General features: G+C 33.6%; 16 protein-coding genes. 2 read left to right on the top strand and 14 right to left on the bottom strand.

What is annotated here, in order from left to right:
- Positions 1–7: 7 nt before the first annotated feature.
- Entirely contained in the window at positions 8–1,018 is a 1,011-nt protein-coding gene (locus tag ACYX4H_RS07660; protein ID WP_475294644.1) for a zinc-binding alcohol dehydrogenase family protein, read from the bottom strand.
- Between the two features lie 258 nt (positions 1,019–1,276).
- Here ACYX4H_RS07660 and ACYX4H_RS07655 point away from each other — a divergent pair, with 258 nt between their 5' ends.
- Positions 1,277–2,263, top strand: a complete 987-nt coding sequence (locus ACYX4H_RS07655) for a LacI family DNA-binding transcriptional regulator (RefSeq protein WP_476238592.1) — start codon at positions 1,277–1,279, stop codon at positions 2,261–2,263.
- Here the strand turns inward: ACYX4H_RS07655 and ACYX4H_RS07650 are convergent.
- Both ACYX4H_RS07650 and kduI read right to left on the bottom strand, forming a co-directional pair.
- Entirely contained in the window at positions 2,253–3,422 is a 1,170-nt protein-coding gene (locus ACYX4H_RS07650; RefSeq protein ID WP_476238591.1) for a DUF4861 family protein, read from the bottom strand. The genes ACYX4H_RS07655 and ACYX4H_RS07650 overlap by 11 nt on opposite strands.
- An 18-nt stretch (positions 3,423–3,440) precedes the next feature.
- Positions 3,441–4,280, bottom strand: a complete 840-nt coding sequence (kduI, locus tag ACYX4H_RS07645) for a 5-dehydro-4-deoxy-D-glucuronate isomerase (protein ID WP_476238590.1) — start codon at positions 4,278–4,280, stop codon at positions 3,441–3,443.
- Positions 4,281–4,442: 162 nt separating this feature from the next.
- Here kduI and ACYX4H_RS07640 point away from each other — a divergent pair, with 162 nt between their 5' ends.
- On the top strand, positions 4,443–5,459 hold the full coding sequence (locus tag ACYX4H_RS07640; protein WP_476238589.1) for a LacI family DNA-binding transcriptional regulator: 1,017 nt from the start codon (positions 4,443–4,445) through the stop codon (positions 5,457–5,459).
- A gap of 1 nt (position 5,460) precedes the next feature.
- On the opposite strand, the gene ACYX4H_RS07635 is transcribed toward ACYX4H_RS07640, so the two are convergent.
- The 11 genes from ACYX4H_RS07635 to ACYX4H_RS07585 all read right to left on the bottom strand — a co-directional run bounded on the left by ACYX4H_RS07635 (position 5,461) and on the right by ACYX4H_RS07585 (position 23,755).
- Positions 5,461–8,046, bottom strand: coding sequence for a right-handed parallel beta-helix repeat-containing protein (locus tag ACYX4H_RS07635; protein WP_476238587.1), 2,586 nt, complete (start codon positions 8,044–8,046; stop codon positions 5,461–5,463).
- Positions 8,047–8,533: 487 nt separating this feature from the next.
- Complete coding sequence (locus ACYX4H_RS07630) at positions 8,534–10,315, bottom strand: arylsulfatase (RefSeq protein WP_476238586.1); 1,782 nt, start codon at positions 10,313–10,315, stop codon at positions 8,534–8,536.
- A gap of 149 nt (positions 10,316–10,464) precedes the next feature.
- Positions 10,465–11,991, bottom strand: coding sequence for an alpha-L-fucosidase (locus ACYX4H_RS07625; RefSeq protein WP_476238585.1), 1,527 nt, complete (start codon positions 11,989–11,991; stop codon positions 10,465–10,467).
- 1 nt (position 11,992) lies between these two features.
- Positions 11,993–13,420 (bottom strand): glycoside hydrolase family 28 protein, encoded by a 1,428-nt coding sequence (locus ACYX4H_RS07620; RefSeq protein ID WP_476238583.1) that lies wholly within the window; start codon positions 13,418–13,420, stop codon positions 11,993–11,995.
- A gap of 22 nt (positions 13,421–13,442) precedes the next feature.
- A complete protein-coding gene (locus ACYX4H_RS07615; protein ID WP_476238582.1) occupies positions 13,443–14,993 on the bottom strand; it encodes a sulfatase family protein in 1,551 nt (516 codons plus the stop codon).
- 35 nt (positions 14,994–15,028) lie between these two features.
- Positions 15,029–15,307: a sulfatase-like hydrolase/transferase gene (locus tag ACYX4H_RS07610; RefSeq protein WP_476238581.1), complete on the bottom strand. Its 279-nt coding sequence runs from the start codon at positions 15,305–15,307 to the stop codon at positions 15,029–15,031.
- A 24-nt stretch (positions 15,308–15,331) separates the two neighbouring features.
- A complete protein-coding gene (locus ACYX4H_RS07605) occupies positions 15,332–16,339 on the bottom strand; it encodes a family 43 glycosylhydrolase (RefSeq protein WP_476238580.1) in 1,008 nt (335 codons plus the stop codon).
- A 177-nt stretch (positions 16,340–16,516) separates the two neighbouring features.
- Positions 16,517–17,830 (bottom strand): glycoside hydrolase family 117 protein, encoded by a 1,314-nt coding sequence (locus ACYX4H_RS07600; protein ID WP_476238579.1) that lies wholly within the window; start codon positions 17,828–17,830, stop codon positions 16,517–16,519.
- A gap of 23 nt (positions 17,831–17,853) precedes the next feature.
- On the bottom strand, positions 17,854–20,706 hold the full coding sequence (locus ACYX4H_RS07595; RefSeq protein ID WP_476238578.1) for a T9SS type A sorting domain-containing protein: 2,853 nt from the start codon (positions 20,704–20,706) through the stop codon (positions 17,854–17,856).
- Between the two features lie 25 nt (positions 20,707–20,731).
- The gene (locus tag ACYX4H_RS07590; protein ID WP_476238577.1) at positions 20,732–21,985 is read right to left on the bottom strand and encodes a family 16 glycosylhydrolase; all 1,254 of its coding nucleotides are present in this window, start codon (positions 21,983–21,985) and stop codon (positions 20,732–20,734) included.
- A gap of 3 nt (positions 21,986–21,988) precedes the next feature.
- Positions 21,989–23,755: a metallophosphoesterase family protein gene (locus ACYX4H_RS07585; protein WP_476238576.1), complete on the bottom strand. Its 1,767-nt coding sequence runs from the start codon at positions 23,753–23,755 to the stop codon at positions 21,989–21,991.
- Positions 23,756–23,993: the final 238 nt, after the last annotated feature.

Raw genomic sequence — 23,993 nt, 5'->3', positions numbered from 1 at the left:
CGCTTTCTTAATTAAAATTTACTGTGGCTTTCATAACGCCTGTTTCTGGTTTTAACCAGCTATCAAAATTCTCAATCATTTCAGTGAATGGTACATTATGTGTAATGAATGATTCTGTTGGGAATTGGTTTAACACACTAATTACATGTTCAAAATCTTCGGTAGTAGCATTTCTACTGCACATTAAAGTCATTTCTTTGGCATGTACTTTTGGGTGTGTATATGTTAATTCACCTTTTGATAAACCAACTAATACGAAACGACCACCGTGCGACATATAATCAGGACAAGCCTCTAGAGCGTATTTATTTCCCGATGCATCAAAAACCGCTGTACATAAATCTCCGTTTGTAATTTCTTCAACCTCTTTTACGGCATTTTCTCCTGCTTTCACAATATAATCTACACCAATTTTATCTTTAGCGTATTGCAAACGTTGTTCATTCATATCAATTGCAATTACTTTAGCACCTGCTATTTGGGCTAACTTCATAATACCAATACCTATTGGCCCGCAACCCACAACAGCAACCGTTTCGCCTGGTTGAATATTGGCTCTTCTTATTGCATGTGCACCAATAGCTAAAGGCTCAACAATAGCCATTTCATCATCACTTAAATTGTTTGCCGGTAATAAAATATTTGCCGGCACTGTAATTTGTTCTTGCATACCACCATCACCATGCACACCCAAAACTGTAATATTTGTACAACAGTTAGTTTTTCCGTTGCGGCAAGCAATACATTTTCCGCAGCTAACATAAGGCATAACTACTACTTTATCGCCTGCCTTAATACCACGGTCGTTTTCACCAATTTCAAGTACTTCAGAAGCTAACTCATGCCCTAAAATTCTTGGGTATGTAAAAAAGGCCTGATTTCCTGCATAAGCATGCAAATCTGTACCACAAATACCAACTTTTTTAATTTTTAATAAAGCTTCACCTTCTTTTCTTACCGGCGCTTCTTTTTCTTTTAAAAGAAACTCACCTGGCTTTTCGCAAACAATGTATTTCATTAGTTTATGTTTATAATATTAGCCCGAATGGAGCACGCTCTTTTTCGGTTCAAATTCTCATTAAGTTCAAACGATTGAACAATATAAACTTAAAAACAACCAAAAACACAAAAAACCTATAACACACAAGGCCTAAGGTTACATTATTAGTTTTGTTTATTTTAAAAAAACCACTATTTTTGTTCAAACGTTTGAACAAAAATATAAAAATATTTTACAATCAAGAAAAAAACAACCATAAAAGATATTGCCGAAGCTTTGGGTTTAACACCTTCAGGCGTTTCAAAAGCACTTAATAACCATCCAAGAATTAGTGATAAAACTAAAGACGATGTGCGTAAAATGGCAAAAAAATTAAACTACCAACCTAACCGTTTAGCTACAGCTTTACGTAAAGGTAAAAGTAACTTGGTTGGGGTTATTATTCCTAGAAATAATAGTAACTTTTTTTCATCGGTGGTTGAAAATATTGAAGGTGTTTTAAACGAAAAAGGCTATAATGTTATCATTTCACAATCTAACGAATCTCACGAAAAAGAATGTGATTGTATTGATGCGCTTTTAAGTGCGCAAGTTGATGGTATTATTGCTTCTATGGCTAACGAAACCACCAATTTAAAATACTACGAAAAAATTAAAGAAAAAGGTACACCATTAGTGCTTTTTGATAGAGGTGAAAACGATTTAAACGTAGATTATATTTGTATTGACGATTATAATAGTAGCCACAAAGTAGTTGAACATTTAGTTAACCAAGGCTGCAAACGTATAGCACACATTGCTGGTTTAAAACACATTAGAATTTATAAAGAACGTGAAATTGGTTATAGAGATGCCTTAAAAAAACACAATTTACCTATTGAAGACGAGCTTATAATTGAAAGCAGTTTGAGGCTGGAAGATGGCAGACGCATTATGCAGCAGCTTTTAGAGTTAAAAGACAGACCCGATGCGGTGTATGCTTCTGGAGATTATGCTGCTTTAGGCGCATTGCAAGTAATGCAAGAAAACAATATAAATGTACCCGACGATATTGCTTTAATTGGCTTTAGTAATGAACCTTTTACGTCATTTGTATCACCAGCCATATCAACAGTAAATCAGCATAGTGAAGCCATGGGAAAATTGGCTGCCGAAACATTTTTAAAACGTATTGATACACCAAATAAAAAGGTAACTTTAAATAAAATTACCTTAAATACTGAATTGATTATTAGAATGTCTTCAAATAAAACTAATTGTTAACTAGCGTTACTTTTAATGGATTTTCTATTTTTTTTGAAAAATTTCTTAAATACTGCTCCCAAGCTTGTTGGTTTTTAAATTGTTTGCTTTCACTCCATGTAAAACCAGCATAATACACCACACTATTATTAACTGTTTTTAAGTGCATGAAAGCATTGCTTAAATCTTTTTTATCTGTTTCATATTTTTCACTGCCAATAAAATATATTGATGGCGCTACAATAGCTGTTCCTAACTCTGCATTAGCATGTGGTTGCCAGTAGTTAAGCCATGTTTCGCCTTGTTTTGATGTAACAACACCATCATTTTCATGTAGAGTTAAACCTGCCGAAATTGTATTAACACCCTGAATATTTACTTCAAACTTTGATAAATTGCTTCCATAATCTAAACTTATAATTCTAGATTCTTTAATTGGCGTGCCTTCTGGCCCCCAAATATCATATTCCACAGAAAAACTGGTTCTTATAGGTCCTGTTGCGATAGTTTTATGCTTTGTGAAATTTTTTGAAATATAAAACACGCTATCTTTTTTGTAGGCTAAACCACCAACACCTCTACTTTTACCAACATGAAAATTATCTAAACCCTCACCAGTATCTTCATGATAGCTACCTGTTTTTTCAGTATATTTTTTGTACCATTTGTTTATAATTGGGTATTCAACTTTTTTTAACCAAGCATCAACACCGCTAGATAAAGTGGGTTCCGGTAAATTATTTTCAAATCTGTATTGCGCGTTTGGGCCAAAAATTCTGAAAGCTACTTTATTATTTTCCCAAGCATAATCATCGGTTCTTTCGGGCACAAATCTTGAATAGCAAACAGCAGTAACACTATCATTTTTAACAGTTTCAACTATTTTATATGTGTTTGTTGCATTGGCTTTTATGTTAGGCTGAAAAAGCAACAAATCGTGCTCACCATCTGCATCTGTGTCAACTAATTGCGATGTTAAAACTTCATTTGTTTCAACATTTTGTATTGCTAAACCTTCTAAATTTTGAAGATTTAAAACAGCTTTTGAAATCTCTATGGTTTCAAAACTTCGGTCTAAATCAAGTGTATTTTCAACTTGAAATGTTATACTATTTTCTTTTTCACAAGAAAAAAACATGCATAAAATAGATGCAACGGTTAATACCTTTAGAGCTTTCATATCTGTTTATTATAGTTATTATCTTAATTCTGAAATATTAGCCATATCCATATCTGAATAATCTAAATTTTCGCCTGCCATACCCCAAATAAAGGTGTAATTACTGGTGCCGGCTCCTGAATGAATAGACCATGGAGGTGATATAACTGCTTGTTCGTTTTGCATCCAAATATGCCTAGTTTCATTAGGTTGCCCCATAAAATGACAAACCGATTGCCCTTCTGGAACTTCAATGTAAAAATACACCTCCATACGACGATCATGCACGTGTGCTGGCATGGTATTCCATACATTTCCTGTTTTTAATGATGTCATACCCATTTGTAATTGGCACACATCTACAACACTATTTACAATGTATTTTCTAAGCGTTCTGGCATTTGCTGTTTCATTGGCACCTAATTCTACTACTTCAACATCATTAACACCTATTTTTTTATTTGGAAATGCTTTATGTGCCGGTGTTGAATTTAAGTAAAATTTTGCAGGGTTATTAGCATCGGCGCTAGAAAACACAACAGCTTTATTACCCTGCCCTAAGTAAAGTGCTTCTTTATTTTCAATTTCAAAAACGTTACCATCAACAGTAACAGAGCCTTTACCGCCTATGTTTATAATACCTATTTCTCTTCGTTCTAAAAAGAATTCAGACTTTAACTCATCAACTGTTTCAAGTGTAACATCATTTTGCGGTACAACGCCAGCTACCATAAACCTATCATAATGAGAATACACCCAGTTAATTTCATTTATAGTCATAACATTTTCTACCAAAAACTCGTCTCTTAGAGCATTAGTGTCCATTTGTTTTACTTCTCTTGGAGAAGCCGCATATCTTACTTGGCTATTCTTTATCATTTTTAGTTTTGTTTGATTATGATTGTAAAATTAGTGATTTATTTTAAAAATACAATCGATTGTATTTTTAAAATTTACTATATTGAACATCTATTTACATATATTAGCCCACTAATTAAAAAAGGCTCTTTTTATTTAACCTAAAACTTTAGGCTTTTAAATATGAAAAAAGGTGAACAAGTAACTATACACGACATAGCTAAAGCTTTAGGCATTGATAGTTCTACGGTTTCTAGAGCCTTAAATGATAGTTCGCGCGTTTCAAAAAAAACCAAGCAAAAAATACTTAACAAAGCTACAGAACTTGGTTACCAACGCAACACTTTAGCATCTAACTTAAGAACCAATAAAACCAATACCATTGGGGTTATTGTGCCTAGAATTTCGCGTAATTTCTTTTCTAGTGTTATTTCTGGCATTGAAGAAACCGCACAAGAGGCTGGTTATAATGTAATTATTTGCCAATCGTTTGAAGATTTTGAAAGAGAGCAAAAACTTATGGAAACATTATTAGCCAATAGAGTTGATGGTGTTTTAATTTCCATATCAATGCAAACCGAAACGTTTGATCATTTAATGCCGTACTTAAAACATGGCGGACCCATTGTTTTTTATGATAGGCCCTGTAAACTTGAAAATTGCTCTAGTATAAGTGTTGACGATTACAAAGCTAGCTTTATGGCTACAGAACATTTAATTGAAAACGGTTGCAGAAATATTGTTCATTTTTCGGGACCACAAATAAATCCGTTATACAAAAACCGAAAACAAGGCTACGTTGATGCTTTAAAAAAACATGGTTTAAATTTTAATGAAGATTATTGTTTAGAGTCTAAATTATCTGAAAATGATGGTGTTGCTTTTGCTAAACAAATAATAAAAATGGGAAATGTTGATGGCATTTACTCATCAAACGATACGGCCGCTATTGCTGCAATTCAGTATTTAAAAAATTCTGGCATAAATATACCAAAAGATATTGCTGTTGTTGGGTTTAATAATGATCCTATTTCATCGGTTATAGAACCTTCTTTAACTACTATTAATCAGCCAGATTTTGAAATGGGTAAAACAGCTGCTTCTTTACTAATAAAGCAAATACAAGATAAATTGTTTAAAAAAACATCAAAAGTTTTAGATGTTGAATTAATTGTTAGGCAATCTTCAAAAAAATACTAGCTTATTTTTTAACTATTTTTAATATTCTGGGTTGTTTAGTAACAATTTTAGCAAAATAAATTCCAGGTTCATTATTCTCAATAGTCATATTAACTGTTCCAGATTCAATAACATATACTTTTGAAGATAATAATTGCGAATGTATATTATAAACTTCAATTAATATGTTTCCTTCATCAACAGGTAATACAAATTGAAAATCTCCAGTTGTTGGATTAGGGTAAGCCGTTATGTTCTTATAAAAGTCTATAGACTCTATTAATTTACCTTCACAATCTTTATCTGATATTACCTCAACAACATCCCCTTGACTCACAGGAATGGAAAACGAATAATCTGAAGTTTGAAGCACAATCTCATTATTTACAACTACGTTAAAAGGTGGTGTTCCTTGAGTAATGTTTACTGTATAATTATCTTTATTTAAAACTGTTTTGCCACTAAGACCTTCAGTCTCCTTAATTTCAACTTCATAGCACTGACTTTCATTAGGTTCACTCTTCAGAGCAATACATAAGCTGTAGTTTCCTGGAGCCAAATTTTCTATAGTTGTCTCTTTAGTAAATTCAGTATCATTACTATTAAAAGTAACAACATATTCTAATTCTACATCAGCAAGGATATTTACTTTTCCATTATCTGCATCTGGACACGTCTCGGTATTTACTTTAATTCTAAACTGGGTATCGTAAATAGACCAATCTAATGGTTCACCTGTGTCCTCAATTGCATTAACGCCAGCAGTCCATCTTGTACCTCCTCTCTCATAAGCCCCAATATCTGGTGCAGTTCCTTTAAAAGATTTATTAAAGCCAGTAATAACTTGTCCTTGATCTACTAAAGAACTGGTTGATTTTGGCATAAAATTTTGGGTATTAGCATCTTCAAAAGGCGATTCTGAAAAAATAGGACTGTTTTGAATATCAAAATCAGTAGCTGTTTTTGTAAACCAATCTCCTGTATTTGCAAAGTTGTTATAAATCTTGTTATTCTCTTGTGGACCATTTATGTCCCAAGAATCCATAGCGCGTTCTGCATTCCAAATGGTATTATGATAAAAATCTAAATGCGTATTATTCCAATTTACCTGATATCCGCTCCAAGATACATTCCAAACTACATTGTGGTGCACTGTGTAACCTTTACTATCATTATCTAAATAAATACCTGCTGCTTTTGCTGGATCACTTGGATTATGAGAGTATGCTGGTGCAGTAGCGTCATGAAACCAATTATGGTGAATTTCGTTATTTTTCAAATTATCATTTCCTACGGTGTAAAACACCCCAGAATCACTGTTTATTTTTTGAGAAGCAGACACATCATTATAAGCAATTTCACAGTTTTGACCTGCCACATACATACCATCTCTACCAGTATTAAAAATGGTGTTTTTAAGTATTTTCATATTATCACCACTAGTTCTAATTGGCGATGCATGAATACCTACATAATCTGTGTTACTAATTGTATTTCCTTCTAACACGCAATCATCAGCAGCCCAACCAGATATTACTATTCCACTAACAGAACTATGATTTACGGTACAACCTTTTATAAGGGTGTTATCTCCTAAAACTTCTATTGAAGCCTCACCTACTTGAGCTGATGTATTTGTTAAAGAATCATGCCCTTCACTACCATGGATTACTTTGCAGTTTAAAATTTGATTATTATCGGCATTATTATGAATTTTCACACTGCCACCAAAAAAGTTTATACCTTCAATTTTTATATAGTCGCCTTTAATTTCTAAAGCATATTTTCTAATAGCATATTCTACGGTATCATTTGCTGGAATTGCACCATCAGCAGGTTGGAAATAAAGTATTTTAGCAACCTCATCATAATACCACTCGCGTGCATAATCTAAAGCCTCCAATTTATTAAATAAGAACAATTGCCCTCTGTTATTACCTGGGTAATTTCTCCATGTTTGAGGGTTGTGTGTACTAAACGGCCATTTGTTTGTATCAACTGTGGTAAAGTCTATTCGTGTTGATGTACTTGATGTTATTTCTCTTGTCCAACTAGCACCAGAATGTGCTCCTAAATAATACACTAAACCACCTGTCCAGTCTATATTTTGAATACCACTAACAATAAAATGACTTCCGTCGCCATTTTCAACAGGATGACAATCTACAGTCCAACGGTTATTATCAGTATTATTTGGCCATCTAGCTAAATCCATATAAGCACTATTGTGGTACACAGCTCTAAAACGGCTTTCAATACTCATATCAACATTTGCCTTATAAATATTACCGTTGTGTGCTTGCCAACCACTTACGTACTTGGTAGCTCTTATTTGAACATTTTCACCATCGGCTGCCTTAAAAGTTAAATAATTACTTGCTGTTCCATTTTTAGTAATTACAAATTCTTCGTCATACACACCTCCTTTTATAATACATGTGTCACCAGCTGACATTTCAGATATAGCTTTGTTGAAGGTCTTGAAAGGACTTGCTGTAGTTCCTGTATTAGTATCATCACCATCTGTAGCAACATAATATGTGTTTTGAGCAGAAAGAAATGAGGTTATTAAGCAAAATATTAATAATGAGTTTAATGATTTTAGCATAGTTTAAGTTTTATAAACCAAAGTTAAAATATCGAAATACTAACCTAAAACTATTCTATATAACATATTAACCTATATATGCAACAAATGTTTAATTGATTATAAACTTACTGTTTGGGTTTTAAATTCTTGATTAATAAAATAGCATCAGCCTCATGCCTCCAAGGGCGGTAGTCCCAAAAGTCATATTTATGTGGGAAGATCATTTTTTCTTCTTTTGAAAATTCGCCTTGTAAGTGAATAAACCATTATTTGGTAGCCTTTGAATAATCGAATTCTTGGTCTAAATAGCGTTTAATATCATCTGAATGAATTTCTTTAGGTAAATATTGAAGTACTATACCTTCGGTTTTATTGGTAAGGTAATTAGGATCTTTTTTTATACTTGGTTACTGCTCAAAGTTTTCATACTATAGTTTATAAAGGAGTCTACTTTTGTTCGTCTTTTTCTGAATAAACCATATCAAAACCTACTTTCTAAAAGAGATTAGTTGGTTCCTAAATATTTAACGTAGGTGTAGTATACACCATATTTCTTTTTTCCTTCAATAAAATCTGTGATTAAAAACGTTTTTCCTTCTTTAAGATTTACTTCAAAGGTTACTGCTTCTTGGTTGGGCTGGATTTCTTTTTCAATCATTTGGTTAGCAATACTAATTCTAACCTCATTGGGCCTAATCGTTTTATAATCGTATAAATCTTTAGGGTTTTCTTTTGGAACACCTAAAATGGGGCCCGAACATTCCTTAGGCCATCGCATACAGGAGATAAGATACTTTCCTGTTCTTTCGATTCTTAGCGCATGCGTATTATTTGGATTCTTCATTCCTGCAGATACCTGTTCTGGTTTCCAAATTCCACCACCTTCACCTATGGCGTGCTGAATGGTTAGTTTAATCTCATTTTGCGACTCATTGCCAACCACTTGCATTGGTAATTCATGGTATACTTTATTCTTTTTAGTTGCTGATATAAATTTTGAATTTTCTAATAACAGTTCTTTAACCAACTCGGGATATGCACTGGACAAATCATGCTTTTGTTTAGGGTCATCTACAATATCATAGAGTTGTTTTCCATTAATTAAGCGCCACTGGTTTTTCATTATACAAGTACCCAAAACTGGTTTTGGTTGCCTCCAGTCTTGTCGGTGATGCACAAAAACGCTCCGGTTTGGTAATTCTGCACTTACCTTTTTTAATACAGGCGAAAAATCAATACCATCTAACTGTTTTTCTTCTGGCATATCTAAGTTACACATGGCGGCCAAAGTTGGCAACAGGTCTACATGAGCCACGAGATCATTAATATCTTTTCCTCCTTTAATTTTTCCGTTAGGCCAACGTATAAAAAATGGTACTACATGACCTCCTTCTAACTTAGAACCTTTAATACCTTCGAAACCTTTGTTATATCCTAATTCCGCATCAGGGCTGTAACCAAATCGGGTTCCGTTATCACTCATGTAAATAAGAATGGTATTATCTAACAGGTCTTTTTTCTTTAAGAACTTATAGAATCTTCCAAAGTTTTCATCAATATTAGCAATCATACCATAGAGGTTGGCATCAATAATTTTATCACCTTCTAAATGTTTATAGGGTGCTGCATATTTTTCATCTACTATTAGAGGATCGTGTGGCGCATTGGTAGGTAAGTACACAAAAAAGGGTTCTTCTTTATTCTTGTCTATAAACTTCATGGTTTCATTAAACCAAACATCTGTGCAATACCCTTCAAATTGTTTGGGTTCATTATTCACATAATACACATCATCAAAGTAACTGTTACCCCAATAATCTGAGAGTTCTCCAACACCACCAGCCAAATGATGGATAGCTTCGTCAAAACCACAGTCTGTTGGCCTTGTCGGGTAATTATCTCCTAGATGCCATTTACCAAAAAGCCCTGTTTTGTAACCATTTTGTTTAAATACATCAGCCATTGTAGTTACTCCTTCAGATAAGGCATCTCTTCCCTTAAACGTAGCCCAAGCACCATTGTTTATTGGATACTGACCTGTCATAATTGCTGCCCGAGTAGGTGTACATAGAGGGCTAACGTGAAAATCGGTCATTCTTACTGACTTTCTATAAAAAGCGTCTAAATTAGGCGTTTTCAACCAAGGGTTTCCATGGCAGGACAAATCTCCTATACCTTGATCATCGGTTAAAATTAGAATAACATTAGGTTTCTCACCAGATTGAGAAAAAACAATTGTAGATAAAAAGCAAAAAAAAGTAATAATTTTCTCTTCATTAAAAGTCATTTAAAAAATCTAAAATTACAATTAGATATTTTAATACCGCAATTGTATGGTTTGGAAATTACAACTAAACGGTAAAAGACGTTAAAAATATTGTATATAAACCTTATACAAAAAGGTTAATTACTCTGAATCTCTTTAATTAGCGATATTTAATTTCTTTCAACTTTAAGCACATAAGCAAAATCACAAGGTTTCTTTTTTGGAAATTGTACTGTTAGGTTTTGCGCATTTTGTTGCCATTTTAGTTTAGCGTTGCTTCCCAAAAGACTTATGGCTTTTATTTCTCCTGGGTATAATTTACCATCATACCCAAAGGCATTAATATCTAAATTATCCTCTGGCCAATCTAAAACAATAGCATAAAGCATCCCGTCTTTTTGAGTAAATCGAATATCTTCCGAAGTGTATTTTGGGATATCTTCTCCTTTATTCTTGCCTTGTCCGTGATGTCCAACATTTTTAATAAATGCAGGTCCTTCTCCATAAATAGTCCAAGGTATTGTTCCATAAATGGCTTCGCCGTTTAACTTTAACCAGTCGCCTATTTTATATAATTCTTCTTTAATATTTTCTGCAAAAGAACCATCGGCCTTTGGAGGAACGTTTAATAAAATGCGGCCGTTTTTCGAAGTAATATCGGCAAGCATGTCTACTATTATATTAGCGTCTTTAATGTAGTTTTTCGGGTTATAAAACCAAACTGTTGGCCAAGTAATATGCTGTTGCATGTTAATATCTGCCATCCAAGGATCAAATTGTAAACCATCTAGGTTTCCGTTTTCTATATCCCTCATGGCTACTCCTGGTGGTATATCAAAACTTTTATACACAAACTCAACCTCTTTACCCCATTTTTTAGCTGCATTAAAATATCCGCTTATGTAGTCTTTTTGAATACTTTCGGGTATACCGTCTATATAAAGCTCTTTCTCCGATGCCGCAATTTTTCCTTCTTTTAATTGTTTTCTAAGTTCTGGCCCTACTGTACCGCCAAAACCAACATCTACCCAGACCATATCTGGTTCATATAACTCATAGCCTTCTTTCATCCTGTCTAACCAACCCTTAAGATATTCAGATGTGTACCGTCCTTCTTTACCATGAACTCCGGAAACATTACCACCTCTTCTTTTATAACTCCCTTTGGGATCTAAATACGTAGTGTTCGTTTTGCTCATTGGCCCCCACAATGTTGAACTATGGAAAGATGCCATGAGTTTCATATCCGTCTTTCTGATTTCTTTAGCCAGTTCTCCATAAATATCAATTTTTGGCCCTTTTTGTACCGTGTTCCAATCGGTAATCTTACTATCCCAGTTCAAGCAACCGTTTACATGCCATGCCACAGGGCCTGCAAATTGGGCTCCTGCCTTTTCAAACAGATCTACCCATTCTTTAGCATTAAATTTTTCTCCCTTCCAGTTTAGAATAGCTTCATCATCTGGCATATCATTCTGCCCCATTTCTAGTTTTACCGATTGCGCTCCCCAATGAGAATAAATACCAAATTTGGCATCTAGCATCCATTGTGGCGTATCGTGTTTTTGAAGTGAATTCCAATTTGCAGTGTAGGGCTCCTTTTCTTGTTTTTCTTCAGTAGCTACTTGTTTTGTCTCTTGTTTACAGCTGGAGAGTATAAGCAAGAGAATACCGATTAACAATACATTTTGTTTCATTTTATTTAGTTTGGTTTACATCAATAAAAACAGTTTCTTCTCGTTTATCTTCTGCTTTTAAATTGAAGGTTATATTTTTTGTTTCTAAGGTTTCAATATGGCGGGCATAAATACCATAAGCTGGAACTGCACCTAATTTTGTAAATTCAGGATATTGTGTCTTATTCTCTGGAACAACAATTTTAGCATCTTCTTCTGTTCCGCCACCTGGTAGTGTAACATGAATATTTTCAAACTTTATTTTCCCTATTTTATGATTTGGTGTTCCTGTAAAAAAGAACCCCGCTGTTGGTTTAATTCTGCAATCTTCTAGATTTCTAACAGTTGCTTTAATATTGCTTATGGTTACATTATTTATAGAACCAACGGGCTTTTTAGGTGCGCCTCTATAGGTAAGACCACGTTCGCCTAAACGAATAAATATTGGCATTTCTACATTTTCCATTTCAATATTATCAATCACTATATTATTTATGTTTGCGCCATCAACACTTAGCACTTTAATGCCTCCTCCTTTGGTATCATGAATAAAGCAATCTTTAATCGTGATATCTTTAAAGTCTCCCATAGATTCTGTACCAAATTTAATGGCTCCCCAATGACTTTTTAGCTTACAATTTTCTACTAAAACATTAGCCGAAGGTTTAGGACTTGTGGCTTTAAAACAAATGGCATCGTCACCAGAATCTATTGTACAATTCTTAATAAACCCTTCAACACTAGAGTCTATATCTATAGCATCGTTATTTTTATTAGCGTGACTATGAATATCAATACCATCTACCTCAAACCCTTTGCATTGATAAAAGTGAAGTGTCCAAGCGGCTGGTTGACGTAAATGAATGTCTTTTAGTTTTACATTTTTAGCTCTAACCATTCTAATTAAAAATGGACGGTTTGAATACCTTATGTTGTTGTTTACATATTTATTCCCTTCTGAAATTATTTTTTTGAAATCAGGAATTTTAATTTCAATTCCGAGCTCCTTAATGGTTTTTTTGACGTTTTTAGGTGTAAACATTTCACCTTGCCCATTAATGGTTCCCTTACCTGTTATGGCTACGTTTTCAACATCAATAGCTCCAATAAAACACTGCCCTCTAAATTGCCCAGTAGCATCAATAAATGGATCTACCACCGGATAATCATTTGGGTTAATACTTCCTAACAGCACTGTATTTTCGGTGACTTTTAAAGTCACATTATCTTTTAGTAACAACGTTCCTGAAATAAAAGTTTGTCCGTTAACAAGCACTGTACCTCCTCCTGCTTCGTTACAGGCGTCAATCGCTTTTTGAATTGCCTTGGTATTTATGGTTTTATTGTCATCAATTGCCCCATAATCTTTAATATTCCATTCTGTTTGTTTTTTACAGGATACAGTTATCAATAAAACTGTTAAGCCTAAAACTTTAAGTATACTCTTCACTATTTTTATTCGTTTTATATTTTTATTTTGAAGTATTATAATATTCCCAAAAATCAACATTTACTAACTCATCAAGTGATTTATCTTCAAGCTCAATAGCTTTTTGCTTCATTTCATTTCTCATTTGTGTAACTTTTTCAGAATACTCAGGGAAATCGGCTAAATTGAAGGTTTCCCAAGAGTCTTTTGTAACATTAAAAAGCTGTGTTACTCTAGAACCTGAAACAAAATCACCTCGTTTTCTATCTTTGTCTGGAGCTCTTACATATTCTATAAGTTTATAATCTCCTTTACGATATGCTCTTTGATGCTGACGATAGGCATGGTAAGTATAATTTCTAACACTTTCCTTTTCATTATTAATAACGGGCAACAAGCTTTTACCCGATGCAGACTCTGGAGTTTTAATTCCAATCATGTCGCAAAGTGTTGGTAAAATATCGTAGTTATAGCAAAAGGCATCTTCTCTTCTACCTTTGTTTGCTTCATCAACTAAACCACCCGAAAGAATAAAGGGTATATGGATACCGTCTTCGTCATAGATATTTTGCTTTCCCATTAAACCATGGTTTCCAACGGCTAAACCGCTATCGCCTGCCATAACAATAATTGTATTTTCATATTGCCCACTATCCTTTAAAGCTTTAATTACGCGTCCAATTTGTGCATCTAAATGACTAATTATTGCATAATAATCAGATAGATGTTGTTTTGAAATTTGTTCGGTACGTGGCCATTCAGCTAGTTTTTCATCTCGTAAAACTATATGTCCGTTATCAAAAGGATGTTGCGTCATGTATGAAGGTGGTAAATTAATATCGGCCTCAGGGTACATGTCTTTGTATTTTTTAGGAGCCTGACGTGGATCATGAGGTGTTGGGAATGCCAAATAATGGAAAAAAGGTTTCTTCTGCTTATACTCAGAAATAAACTTAACGCTGGCGTCTGCTAATACTTCAGACACATGTGGCCCTATTTTTTCTGTTCCTGTGGGCCCTCGTTTATCATCTTTTGTTAGTGGACGGCTTACAACTTCGCCTTTATCATTATATTCTAATAAATAACAGTTCTCTCTTTTATAATTACCATTTGGTTCCCAATCGTGATAAGGCATTCTAAACTGATCTGTTAAATATGCTGGTTTTCCTGAAACTTTTGCGCCATCATTAAATGAACGTGCTAAAGATTTCATGTCTTGATGCCATTTACCAACATGGTAAGCATAATAACCTTCTTTCATGAACATTTCACCCATAGTTGTATGGGTATCTGGAATATCAAAACCTCTTCCTTTTAATTGAAATAAGTTTCTACCAGTAAGTAACATGGCTCTACTAGGCACACAAGTTGCACCAGAAAAAGCCCCCATTAAATAGGCTTTGGTGAATGTGATGCCATTATGTGCCAAATCATCTAGATTTGGAGTTAATACAGCTTGACCTCCAAGGGCATGAACACCTGTATACCTATGGTCATCTGTGTAAATTACTAAAACATTTGGCTTCTTTTTTCTTTGAGCTTGCAACTGGAACGTTATTAATCCTAACAAGCAAAAAGCTATTACATTTTTCATCTTATTTATCTTGATAATTAGCTCTAAAATTCGTGTCAAAACCAAACATATGGATATCTACCAGACATTAAAGTTGCTCTACTTGGGCCACAAAACGCATGATTTACATAACCTTGCTTAAAAATAACACCATTAGTAACTAAAGCATCTAAATTAGGTGTTAATATATCTTTTGACCCTGTAAAACCGGTATCTGCAAACCCCATATCATCGGCCATAAAAATTATAATATTTGGACGATTTTTAGTTTTTTTTTGAGCAAACATTGCCTTTGCACAAAACAATACTATTAGTAAAACCGATATTTTTTTCATTAGCTTATGTTATATTTAAATAGTTTATTCCCATGATAATTTAGCTACACTAACACCTCTATTTGGCCATTCGGCACTAGAAATATACCATTGCCCCTCTTCATCTTTAAAAACTTCTGGAGCATGCGCCTTTAATGTGGTTATTTCTTTTTCTGAATCTACACCAAAATTTATAGTAGCTTTAGAATAGTATACATGTGTTTTATTTTGATAAGCGCCTTTAATATCATTTCCGTTCCATTTACCATCCCAAGAACACACAAAAAGATAAAATGAATTATTATGATGAATGAGCGAAGGCGACTCTGGAGCGAACTTATTTGTTTTCAAAATTATTTCGGCATCACTCCATGTTAACAAATCTTTAGAGCTACGCATTTTTACTGATTTTTCTGAACAGTAAACCATGTAATACATACCTTCAAAATAAAGTAAACTAGGGTCTCTTGCGCCTGTTTTCTCTGAAAACAAAGTGCCTTTTGGTTCCCATTTATATAAATCTGTAGAGGTAGCTAAACGTATTGGGCTATGGCCATAAACCATATAATAAACGTTATTTTTTTTTATAATATACGGGGCATGATTTGCCAATACCTCTCCGGGGCGTTCTTTTGGCGTTAGCACTTTGGGCAAGTCATTGTAATGAAACTTTGTATTTGTTTCATTAAAATTTTCACCTGAAGACACTGCATGAAATAAAGCGTATTCACCAGCGTGTATATTGCCTTTTAATGGTTTAATATTTTTCAATGGGTGCGTTATTCCAAAAATATGCCATTTACCACTTTTATGTTTAATGAATGCATGATCATTTGGCACCCAATCATTATACCACATACCCTCTTTTAAATGTTTTGTGTCGGGTCCAAAAAAATAATCTCCAATAGGTTTATAAACCCAAGTAAAATTGCTGGTTTTCTTTGGTATTAAAACAGTCTCTTTGTTAGGTTTTTCGCAATTATAAAAAAGTAAAGTGAAAACTAAACCAAATGATACTATTCTATACTTTATATTTCTATTTTGAAATTTCAAAAAAATGGATTGTATTTGATTGTTTTTTATTTGTTGGAAAAAGTATATTACCCTAACACAATCAAAACTAATCCATTATTTAGCATAATAAGAGCATAAATAATTTAAAAAAGGTAGCATATGGTTAAAAAACAACCCCAAGAAAAATTAATCTTGAGGTTTTTTATTATTAGTTTTTTAATTACTCTTGAGCTTTTCGTTTTGTTTTTCAATTCTTTGGCGTTGCTCTTTACTTAAACCATGATTGTATAATGTTTGAATTTTTGGTTTATTATGATGCCTTTTCATTTTTGGATCATGAACATCTAAACTTAAATCACAATCAAAACGCAAAAGAACCGCGTGATTTTTTTTCCAGTTACCATGAGGCACTGTAAAATGCGAAATACCCCAAGTAATACCTCTTCCGTTTTTAGTATTTGTAAAAACATCTGGAATAAAAGGTCCTGCAGCATCAGGCATCATTTCTACATTAGCAGCTACATCAAAGTTTACCCAATCTTTAGCATATTGTATAGTATTCATTTCATTACCATCTCTAATTGCAAATGCAGCAACTCCTTCTTTAAATGGGAACAATGTGGTTTCATGACCAGAATTCATAATTGGATTTAGCGGATGCTTTTCAAAAGGGCCTAACGGATTATCTGCTATTGCTAAACCATGCATACGCACTGTGTTTATTCCATCACTACCCTTAAAATCTGACTTATAATACAAGTATATTTTTCCGTTGTGAACAATTGGGTATGGGTCATGAATTGAATACTGATCCCATTCACCGGGTGCTCCATTAGGTATTACTTCTTTGTTATATGGTTTCCATGGGCCATCAGGAGAATCTGCATATGATACTGCTACTGGGCAATTATCGCCACCGTTTTTACCGGGCGCTACTGAGAATGCTTGGTAGTACAAGTAATACTTACCTTCCCAAACCAAAATATCGGTAGTTGTAACAGACCTGTGCCCTAAATTAGGTTTTTCAGCTCTTGGTACAGCAACACCTTGTTCTTCCCATGTAAATCCGTCTTCAGAAGTTGCATAGAAAATATCGGCTAAATCCCAATCTGCCGAAGGAATAGTATCATTACTAAAACGCGCGTTAGATACGCCTAATGGTGCAGATGAAGTTTCACGGTGCGTATACCACATATAATATTTACCATTTGCAAAAATTATTTTTGAGGGGTCTCTACGAGATATTGTTCCATCGCCATCATTATAATCAAAACCTTTGAGTTTGGTGTACTTAAACTGTGTAAACAACTCATTGGTTTCTTGTCTTGGCCCCATGTAGGCATCATAATTCCTTTCTAAGGCTGCACTCAATGGACGATTAGGTTTTGTTTCTGGCAACTTATAAGGAAAGCCTTCTTGGTTTTTTTCAGCTTCGTTACTTATTTCTTTTTTAGTTTGTGAACAGGCCACTAATGAAGCAAAAGCTAAAAATAAATATGCTATTTTGTTTAGTTTGAAATAAAATTTCATGGTTTTTTTTAGTGATTATGATGTTATTTTTTAATTATTTTAAAGTTTATTGGCTTATCAAGAATTAACTTAACAAAGTACACCCCAGCGTTATGGGAACTTAAATTAAATTGAATTTGACCTAATTGGACGTCATAAACTTTTGAGGTTATCAATTGCCCTGTAATATTATAAATTTCAACAGGTATTCTTCCTTCATTTATTGGTAAAGCCACATTAAACACGCCTGATGTTGGATTTGGAAACGGATTTACTTCGGTATAAAAATCAATAGATTTTATTAACTCTCCCTCACAATCTTTATTAGTTTGAATTTTTACAGTATCTCCATGGTTTACATTTAATACAAAAGATGAAGACATGGTTTCTAAAACTTTAGCATTATTTAGCAAAACTTTATATGGAGCTGTGCCCGATGTAATATTAACATTAAGCTGCTTGCCTTTTATATTAGATTTAAGTGATATAGCGTTTGCTTGCTTTACTTTAACAACAAAACATTGCTTTTCTTCGGGTTTTCCTTTTACATTAATACACACATCATAATCTCCAGGCGCTAAGTTTTCAAAAGTTGTACTGTTAGAAAAATCAACTATAGTGTTATTAAAGTTAACCTCATAGTTTGAGTTTAAATTTGCACTTATTTTTAATTTTCCATTGTTTTTATTTGGGCATGTTTCTGAAGTTACAGCCAGTTTAAATTTTACATTATACACATAAACAACTTGCTCTAAAAACTCTGGCATAGTTATATTTGCACCAGCATTTAAAACTCTATTTCCGCCTTCAAAAGCACCAGAATCTGGGTTTGAAGAGTTTGTTATGCCTGGTATTTCTACACCTGCATTTTTTGCTAAAGATGCGTTAAGCAAATTGAAATCTCCTGCAGAGGCATTTACAAAATTACTATCTTGGTTTGAAAAACTTATTTCTATATTATTTTCAGGATTAAATTGAAAACCATAATTAGCACAATGTGTGAAATACTCGTTAAGATTTGATGTTGTTAATGATGGACTAGGGTTTAAACTAACCCAACCCAAATTACCTCCTGTTGCTGATAGTTTTTGCCTTCCGTAGCTTAAAACATTGATTGAATTGGCTTCAAAAACATTATTAGCAAAATGACCATCTTCCATAGTACCCTTATTTTCTTCTTCTACCAAACCTAAGTCTTGCCAATTATCAATTTCTAAACCCCAAATGGTAAAAAGCTTATCATAATTCCAAATGGTATTGTTGTAATAATTTACAGGTTGACTCATACGGTTATACCTTGGCCCTAAATATAAAAACTCACCTGCTTGTTCATTTTCAACAGGCCCATTATAATTATCGGCTTTTATATTATAAATTAAATTATGGTGCGCTGTATAGTTTTGGGTATCTTCCATATAAAAAGCTACTACTTTTTGCCTGCTGTAATTACCGTCCCAAACAGGTAATCCTTTCACGTCATGTACTTTATTGTAAGCCAATGTACTTCCTTTTAGGCTTAAAGCCCCTATTTTACCTGTACTTGTGGCTTCAAAAGGCCCCGCATCTTCGCCCATTTTCATAGAACCATAAAAATCAGAATCTAGAATATCTACTTTAGCATCACCACCATCAATTCTAATTTGAAATCGGCATGCATCACCAAAAGTACATTTGCTTATAAGTGTATTATCTGCCCTGTTAACATGCACACCCGATGTAAAAACACCTACGGTTCCAAAATCTTCTAAAACACAATTTTCTACTGTATTATTTTCACCAAAATGAAACGCAATCATATTGGCCCAAGTATGACCAAAATATGAATTTTTAAATGTATTGTTAGAGCTATTTCTTAAGAAAATGCCTTGCCTATCTGTATTTCCTTGCCCGTAACCATTAGGAATCCAAAAAGGGTATAAGTACCTAAAGGTACAACCATCTATTGTGGCATTGTTAGTTGATTGCGCATCTACATTACCTGCCACAAAATTTATTCCTGAAATACTCACATTACTTGAGTTGTTTAACACTAAAACTCGCTCTCTTGTTTGAATTTCAATACGGGTTTCTTCTAAATTTTGACCCTCTTGCGGATAATAGTACAAGTTATCATTATCTATAAACCATTCTCCGGGAGTATCTACCAAATTTTTATGCAACACAAAACCCCATCCCATTTTAAATCTTGTGCTGGCTATGGCTGCATCTTTTTTCCAATCAGAATTATCGTTTATAGCTTTAAACGAAATAGTGTTACCTGAATTAGCAACAATATTACCATAGGCATAATTTCGCATTTTACCCGTCATTGCTCTAATTATTCCACCAGTTAAATCTACACTTGGCATAGTTGTTTCTTCAAAAGTAATTTGTGCTGTAGCATTTGCTCCTGCAGGTTTTGAGCCGTTAACAATAGGCGCATAACCTCCCGCATTGTTGGCATAGATAACTTCCATAGTTTGCTCTATGGTTCTATTAGGGTGCCGACCTAATTTTTGAATAACTCCATTAGAAAATAATTGACTATAGTCAGTTTCTATATTTATTCCAGCAATATTTACTACTTTAACACCTGCTGCCATACCTGATGCATCAGCCCAATTACCCGTAATAACATCAGCTCCCGTTACTAACACGTATTCATTTTGAAAATTCTTTATAGTTATATTATTTTTATTTACAACTACTTTCTCTCTATAAATACCTTCATGAACAAAAATAACATCACCATTGTTTGCTTGTGAAATGGCTGTGTTTATTGAGTAAATTTTATCTGAATCTTCTGTTACCACTCCTAATTGCCAAGGAATTTCTTTTGAATACACATGTATTTCATTTTGAGCTTTTAATGCTAAAACAAAAAAACATACTGCCACAAATAGTAGTTTTATTTTCATAATCTTTTTTATTTATATTTCACCATTAGTTGGTTATATTAATAATTAATGTATTAATATCTAAAGTTTGTTTTTCATCAGACTTATTGGATATTAAGTTTGAAGTTAATTTGTACACACCTACTTTAGGTTTTGTATTTAAAACAAAATTATAGTTAAAATTACCGTATCCTGCCAATGCATTAATTTTTGCCTCTGCAACTTTTTCATTGTTGGCATTAACCAGTTTTAATACAATTTGTTTGTTTGTGTTTGTTTTATAACTAAGAGGAATTTCGATTGTTCTAGATGCTTTTACTAGTATTTCGGCTGTTTCAAAAAAAACAGCTTCGTTATATAGTTGAATTTCGGCTTCTAAATTTGAGCTATTTTCTTTGTTTACATCAACCAATTGATAGCCTCGAACCCAATCATAATAAACCGTGTTCTTGGTATCATCAGCTAATTCCTCGTCTGTTGGCAAAGAAATCCAAGGAAAGGGATATGTTTCGTGTACCAAACGCATAAACATGGGTTTATCCATGGGTTTATTAGTTATTTTATCATAAAATTTTTGATGTTTAGGCGCTTGGTTATCATAGTAATAACTAGCTTGGGTTTCATCTTTCCACCAACCGCCATAAACATGAAAATCTTTTGATGCTACTTCATCATCTTCATATCTTACTTGAGCAGCTCTGTAGTCATGTCTTTCGCCTTCACAATCACTATACCAATAATGCGCGTTAGAGTGCATGCCTTTTGCAAAATATTGACCTTTAAAATCGCCTGTTCTCCCAATACATTCTTGTATATCCCACTCTTGGTGATAGTTATCACATCCTTTAGGACCTTTACCGCCGCCACCAGAAAACCAAAATGTTGTTGACATAGTTGTTGCAGCCGCTTTAACCCTGCATTCGTAATACCCAAAAAGCGCGGTTTTTTTTGAAACTACTGCGGCTCCTTTTATATTGAACATTACTTCTTTTGAACCTATTTTAACCAAAGTATCTTGTTTCATTTTTTCGCCCTTAAGCTGAAGATAACCATCTTTTACTGATACTTGTGAGGGCATAAAAAGCCCTGGAGCTCTTCCTTTCCATGTTGGGTGATGATCTAACCATTTTGTTTTATCTAACGTAGTACCATTAAATTCATCTGAAAAATCTGGATTTAAAACCCAACGTTTACCAATTGGTGGTTTAGGCGGTCCCGTTTTAACTACTTGTGCTTCAATCTTAAAAAAAGACAAAAGGATTAATACTAAAATACAGGTTGTTAGTTGCTTTAATTTCATTTTTTAAAATGCTACATTAATAATTTCTTTATTATTTTTCTTTGATGAAATATCAAAAAAATGTTTTTTATAAGCACCTTCACCAACTTCAATTACATAATCACCTTCATACTTCACTTTTGGTTGATAACTATCACCTTTAACTCTTAATGATGTTATCACTTCTTTTGTATAGGCATTTTTTACAGTTACAACTTGATTTTCTTTTGAAATTTTAAGCATGGGCAATTCATAACCATTTTTTATAATATAATTATCGGTTTGCTTAAAAGTTATTGGCCAGCCTTTGTACTGTTTACTTGTAGGGTTTGTAATATCTACATTACGTTGCCAACATTCAAAGGTTGTGGTGCGCTTGGTTTTATTAAATTTAATGACACCGTAACCAGCGGCTCTACCATTTAACAAATCGGTTTTAGGGGTATTATCTTTATGTGTTGGGTTAGCTACGGCGTGTACTGTTATTTTATTGTGAAATGCATCTTTATACTCACCGGTGTATTTTGGGGTGTTTGGTTTTCTATTGTTTCCTGGTTTATCAGGATTCCACCAACGCATCCAAAAATTAGCAGCAGCAGGTACTGCAAATGAATAACCTGCGTTATTCCAATCTTCAACACCATGTTGAACCACAGAGCCCAAATGCTGATCGCCGGCAATCATGCATGAAAAACTTTTTCTTATAACACTTAATGCTTTATTTCTTCCTGCTTGCGGCCAACCATTAGCATCTACACTGTAATTCATTTTTTTATTAATAGTTGGTGTGTGTGTTGCTAAATTTGTAAAAATGGTTTGAGATAAAACGGCTTTCATTTCGGCATCTTTCCAATTGGTGGTCCAATGTTCTAAAAAATCTAATTGTCTTTTACCCAAAAGTGTGGCACTATCAACATCCATTTCTCGGGTATCTTTATAGCGCTTATTTTGCAATACACGTTTGGGGCCCGATTTAAATTTTCTGTCTTCAATAATAGCGAAACTCATACCGCCCCAAGTTAAATTAGTATAATACACACCTATGTTTTGTTGTATTGGTGTGGGGTCATAAGGATCAGGCAAATGGCTAGTTTGCGCGCGTTGCACTTCTTCAATGTAAGATACAGGCATATAGAAACCACCTAAATTACCGTCTCTGTTTTTTGATTTTCGGCCACCATCTCCCCAAATGTTGCCTTGCCCAACATCATGATCATCTGGTATTGTAATAGTTGGTGTGTTTTTAATAATATCACCAAACGTTTCTCCAAATTTTATCCAATTACCGAAATGATCACTGTGATCATAAACTTGATCGCCAGCAAAAAATAACACATCTGGGTTTAATTTTTTCAAATTATTAGTAATATCGCTTGCACCTGCACCTCCATGTTTTTGGTAAGTAGACCAACATGAAAAAGCGGCCATTACAAGCTCATCTTTATCTTTTGGGTTTTTACGAATTGTACCTTCGTAAAACATGTTCTTTTTGTAAACTATTCGGTATTGCTTTTCAACGGTATCATTCCAATTTTCAATTCTAAAATGAGCGGTATAACCAGGATATTCAATATTAGATTCTTGTAGCGTTTCCCAAGTATTATTGTTTTTAATTTGCAGTTTGGCTTCAAACGGATCATAATTTTTTACCGTATAAAATTGTGCCGTAAGCTTTAGCGTATTATCATGCACTGTATACAAGGCAAAACAGACACCTGTTTTGGGTTTTGATTTTTGTGCGTAACTAAATTGTATACACAAAACAATAATAACATATCTATAAAAATACATGTTGAATGGTTTTTACTCAAATTTAAAACTACAGCAACCACATAAATTTTAACAGATTATATGTTCTTATATATAGAATGAATGTCTTTTTTAGGCCTAATGTATAACTTTTTTATAGACATTATAATGGCTTACAACAATAACAAATACGTCTCTTTACATATGTTCCTTTAGCCAACTTTTTAATTTCAATGCTATATTTAACTACCCAGGAAGCCTAAACACTTATAAATTAAAA

The organism is Seonamhaeicola sp. ABD4_340 (assembly GCF_056312135.1).
Note: the sequence above shows the minus strand (reverse complement) of the source record. Positions and strands in the feature narration are given on the sequence as shown.

Bases quoted from the DNA above. Each gene is read 5' to 3' on its own strand.
- ACYX4H_RS07640 (WP_476238589.1), top strand. From the start codon at position 4,443: ATGAAAAAAGGTGAACAAGTAACTATACACGACATAGCTAAAGCTTTA.
- ACYX4H_RS07600 (WP_476238579.1), bottom strand. From the start codon at position 17,830: ATGAAATTTTATTTCAAACTAAACAAAATAGCATATTTATTTTTAGCT.
- ACYX4H_RS07650 (WP_476238591.1), bottom strand. From the start codon at position 3,422: ATGAAAGCTCTAAAGGTATTAACCGTTGCATCTATTTTATGCATGTTT.
- ACYX4H_RS07635 (WP_476238587.1), bottom strand. From the start codon at position 8,046: ATGCTAAAATCATTAAACTCATTATTAATATTTTGCTTAATAACCTCA.
- ACYX4H_RS07590 (WP_476238577.1), bottom strand. From the start codon at position 21,985: ATGAAATTAAAGCAACTAACAACCTGTATTTTAGTATTAATCCTTTTG.
- ACYX4H_RS07630 (WP_476238586.1), bottom strand. From the start codon at position 10,315: ATGACTTTTAATGAAGAGAAAATTATTACTTTTTTTTGCTTTTTATCT.
- ACYX4H_RS07610 (WP_476238581.1), bottom strand. From the start codon at position 15,307: ATGAAAAAAATATCGGTTTTACTAATAGTATTGTTTTGTGCAAAGGCA.
- ACYX4H_RS07660 (WP_475294644.1), bottom strand. From the start codon at position 1,018: ATGAAATACATTGTTTGCGAAAAGCCAGGTGAGTTTCTTTTAAAAGAA.
- ACYX4H_RS07625 (WP_476238585.1), bottom strand. From the start codon at position 11,991: ATGAAACAAAATGTATTGTTAATCGGTATTCTCTTGCTTATACTCTCC.
- ACYX4H_RS07615 (WP_476238582.1), bottom strand. From the start codon at position 14,993: ATGAAAAATGTAATAGCTTTTTGCTTGTTAGGATTAATAACGTTCCAG.
- ACYX4H_RS07585 (WP_476238576.1), bottom strand. From the start codon at position 23,755: ATGTATTTTTATAGATATGTTATTATTGTTTTGTGTATACAATTTAGT.
- kduI (WP_476238590.1), bottom strand. From the start codon at position 4,280: ATGATAAAGAATAGCCAAGTAAGATATGCGGCTTCTCCAAGAGAAGTA.
- ACYX4H_RS07595 (WP_476238578.1), bottom strand. From the start codon at position 20,706: ATGAAAATAAAACTACTATTTGTGGCAGTATGTTTTTTTGTTTTAGCA.